This window comes from uncultured Cardiobacterium sp., assembly GCF_938028185.1.
Lineage (GTDB): Bacteria > Pseudomonadota > Gammaproteobacteria > Cardiobacteriales > Cardiobacteriaceae > Cardiobacterium.
Genome location: NZ_CALJAH010000368.1, coordinates 1 through 3,258 on the forward strand (window position 1 = coordinate 1; position 3,258 = coordinate 3,258).

Annotated in this window: 4 protein-coding genes; all 4 read right to left on the bottom strand. The window is 60.2% G+C overall.

All coding sequences use genetic code 11. The annotated features are described in order from the left end of the window. Nucleotides 1-189: 189 nt before the first annotated feature. Nucleotides 190-1,047, bottom strand: coding sequence for a transferrin-binding protein-like solute binding protein (locus Q0349_RS10875; RefSeq protein ID WP_298080969.1), 858 nt, complete (start codon nt 1,045-1,047; stop codon nt 190-192). A gap of 119 nt (nt 1,048-1,166) precedes the next feature. Then, the gene (locus Q0349_RS10880; RefSeq protein ID WP_298080970.1) at nt 1,167-1,667 is read right to left on the bottom strand and encodes a hypothetical protein; all 501 of its coding nucleotides are present in this window, start codon (nt 1,665-1,667) and stop codon (nt 1,167-1,169) included. Between the two features lie 9 nt (nt 1,668-1,676). After that, nucleotides 1,677-2,522 (bottom strand): transferrin-binding protein-like solute binding protein, encoded by an 846-nt coding sequence (locus tag Q0349_RS10885; RefSeq protein ID WP_298080971.1) that lies wholly within the window; start codon nt 2,520-2,522, stop codon nt 1,677-1,679. 149 nt (nt 2,523-2,671) lie between these two features. Further along, nucleotides 2,672-3,094: a PepSY domain-containing protein gene (locus Q0349_RS10890; protein ID WP_298080972.1), complete on the bottom strand. Its 423-nt coding sequence runs from the start codon at nt 3,092-3,094 to the stop codon at nt 2,672-2,674. Nucleotides 3,095-3,258 lie beyond the last annotated feature (164 nt).

The following is a 3,258-nucleotide window of genomic DNA, read 5'->3' on the forward strand; positions in this document are numbered from 1 at the left end:
GCAACACAGTATGAGGCTTTCGGTGGATGGCTATAAAAAGCATCGCGCGGCGGGCGTTCCAGCTCTTCGCGGGAAAGCAGCCAGTTCAGGATGTTGTGGCAGCGCATCGGTGTATTCCTCTAGATATGAAAAGTCCCTGCAGGGCAGGGGCTTTTCAGGTTCTCAGACTTTTGGGATGTGTGGGCGGGATTATTGCCGCTTCGCGCCAAAGGCGGCATCGACATTTTTCTTGGAATCGACAAAGCGTCCCACGACCTCTTCGGCGTTTTCACCAGCGAATTTGCCGGTGATGCCCCAGGGCTGGTTGTAGATGGTGCGGAAAGTCGCCTCGTGGTCTTTGGCGTTGTAATTGATGCGGGCGGAGGCGCTACCCTGATAGCTCGGGCTCGCCAGGCTGACATCCAGCCGCTTGCGGCCGAAATCCACATCCGCGCGCGCCGTACCCTGTTCAACCCGCTCCATCACGCCCTTGTCGTTGAGGAAACCGACGACGCTGTCGCCCAGATAAGTTGCCTGGCCGGTCGTCGGCATTTTGGTGACGGCCTCGCCGCGCCAGAAGTTGGTGTAGCCGGTGTCGGTGCTGAGCAGACCGAATTGCGAGTGCTTGTAGCTGCTGTCGCTTATCTGGAAGGTCTTGTAGGAGAGATAGGCCTGTTTGGTCACGCCGCCCTTGCCGTCCAGCGAGCCGTAAACGAGCAGGCCGTTCTGGCGGGTGCTGGCGTAGAAATTGGGCAGGCGCAGTTTGATGGTGCCGTCGTCCTTGTCGGTCACTGCGGTGGTGATGCCGTCGGCGGTCGGCGTGTTGCGTGTCATGAAGGGTTCAGTCAGCTTGTCGTAGTAGTGCTGGCTGTGGACACCGGTGATTTGCGCGACGCGACGCGGCACGCCGTAGTTGCTGCTGGGGGTGTCGGCCGCGGGCGGCGGGGTGTTGCCCGGTTTCAGGGCGTCCGGGGTCGGGTCTGCCGGGGGCGCGTTCGGATCATAAACGCCGCCGCAGGCGGTGAGCAGCGCGGTGGTTAGCAGGGAAATGAGGGTTTGGCTTTTCATGTTTCGTTCCTTGAGCTTGATGGAAATGGAATGAGATAGCGGGTGGCACTCACGCCACCCGCCTAGTTTACCCGGTTTGGCTTTTATGGGCATTCGGTAATTTTTGCCCGCCGCCCGCTTCAGGCGTTTTTAATCCATTCCTCAAGCTGGCGGATGGCGCTGGCAATTGGTGCCTGCTCCGCCCAGGCGTGTTCCTCCGGCGCGTTGTCTGTGCCAAAGGCGGCATGGTCGGCGTTGTCGAGATAGAGCCCGGCGATGGCGGTGACGAGGTCGGCATCGGCGCGCTGTTGCAGTTCGCGCCAGTAGTCGAGCGCGCAGGTGAAGCTCAAGTTGTTTTGCGCGGTGTCGGCGGGGTAATCGTCGCCGAGGGCGCGGGCGACCTGGTCGAGCATATCCAGCTCGGCGCCGATGCGGCGGTCGTTCCAGTCGCGTTCTTGAATGATGCGGCGCAGGTTGCGGTAATGCGGCTGTTCGATGGTGAGTTCCTGCGCGATTTCTTCGTCTTTCATTTGCGCTTCCAGTGCAATGATGATTTTGCGCGCGAGGCGTTCGAGCGCCATGTCGCTGTGGTTTTGCATCTGCGCTTGCAGGCGGGCGAGGGTTTCCTGGTAGGTACTCATGACGGTTTCCTATTGTTTTTCGGCGCCGAAAACGGCGGTGTTTTCCGGGTAATTGCGGATGGCTTTGGCGGCGGGCAGACTGAACTGGCCGATGATGTGCTCGGCACGCGGGCCGGCGACGGTCGCGTCGAGAATGCCACCGCTGTAGGCGACGGGATTTTCGTAACTGCGGTCGTTGTAGTGCAGGTTGCCGCTGATGTGATTGCCGGCGAGATTGGCGCTGATGTCCAGCGGCTGGCCGCTCACTGCGGACAGCCCGCTGACGCGGCCACCGACGGCCTTGTTGCCGAAATTGACATCGAGGGCGATGGCGCCGTCTTCGGCGTTGCGATAGATGACATTGCCCGCGTAGTGCGCGCTGCCGCTGGTCGGCACGGCGGCGTAGGGCGTCGGCTGGACGACGTGGAAATGGCGGTAGCGGTCGCCGGGGGCGTGGTAGCTGCCGAAGCTGGCGTAGGAGAGGTTGCGGTAGAGGATTTGCCCGCCGCCGCGGGTGCTGTCACGGTGGATGCCGTTGCCGCCGTCGAGATAGTAGGGATTGTTGCGGTCGGCGGCGGGGATGGCGGCGCAGTCGCGGCAGGCACTCCCGTCCGGGAAGTAGCGTTCGATACCGTCGCCGTCGGTGCGCGCGGTGGTCGCGGCCATGCCGTTCAGGCGGCGCCAGTTGGCGGCGGGCGGGGTGGTGTTCTGGTTGCTTTGGTTGGGGTTGAAGTAGCCGGGGCGGTTCGGACTGTTACTGCCGTAATGCTGCATATTGATGCCGATGCCGGGGCCGCTGATGGCGACGTTGTAGTCGTTGCCGCCGCAGGCGGTAAGCGCGAGGGCGGTCATGAGGGCAATGAGAAGGTTGTGCATGGGAATGCTCCTGATGGGCGTGTGTGGCATTGTCGCACCGTCGGCGGCGCTTTTGTGTTTTTTGGCGAGCAGCGGCGGTGTCGCTTCACCTGAAACCATCGCCACAAAAAACCGCGCCGAAGCGCGGTTTTGCAGGTTTATCCAGCCGTTCAATCATCATCATCGTCATCGTCGTCATAATAGCCTTCGCCATGACCATGATTGCCGTAGTAGCCGTAATAACCATGCGGGTCGTAATTGCCGCCGCCGTTATAGTCAGGATAAATCTCGATGCGATCATCATCGCGGTCGCGCTCTACCCGATCCTGATCAATCAGCTCCCCGGTTTTCGCATCCACATAGACTTCATACTTGCGGCCATCCTTGCGGATTTCCACTTCATAATAGCTGCGGCCATGTTTGCGGTGTTCGTAATCCACATCGACCACCCGCCCCTGAATCATCGAGTTGGCAATCATCGCCGCCTCTTCTTCGCTAATGGTGCGGCGGTGTTTCTTGGCGAGTGCCGCCGGGCTGGTCATTAACATCGCCGCAATCAGTACGGCAGCCAGCAAACCCTGTTTTTTCATCATCTTGCTCCGGTTATTGGGACGGGATTATTGTAGCGCCGGACAGATGAGCGAATGGCGACGGCAAAATGAAGGGTTGCTCATTTTGTCGCTGCCGTATTGTCGCTACATTAGGCGTAATGGACAAAACGGGTGCTTTTTTTGAGACGTGGGACTCTAATGGACAA

Coding starts and splice junctions, on each gene's coding strand:
- Q0349_RS10875 (WP_298080969.1), bottom strand. CDS start 1,047: ATGAAAAGCCAAACCCTCATTTCCCTGCTAACCACCGCGCTGCTCACC.
- Q0349_RS10880 (WP_298080970.1), bottom strand. CDS start 1,667: ATGAGTACCTACCAGGAAACCCTCGCCCGCCTGCAAGCGCAGATGCAA.
- Q0349_RS10885 (WP_298080971.1), bottom strand. CDS start 2,522: ATGCACAACCTTCTCATTGCCCTCATGACCGCCCTCGCGCTTACCGCC.
- Q0349_RS10890 (WP_298080972.1), bottom strand. CDS start 3,094: ATGATGAAAAAACAGGGTTTGCTGGCTGCCGTACTGATTGCGGCGATG.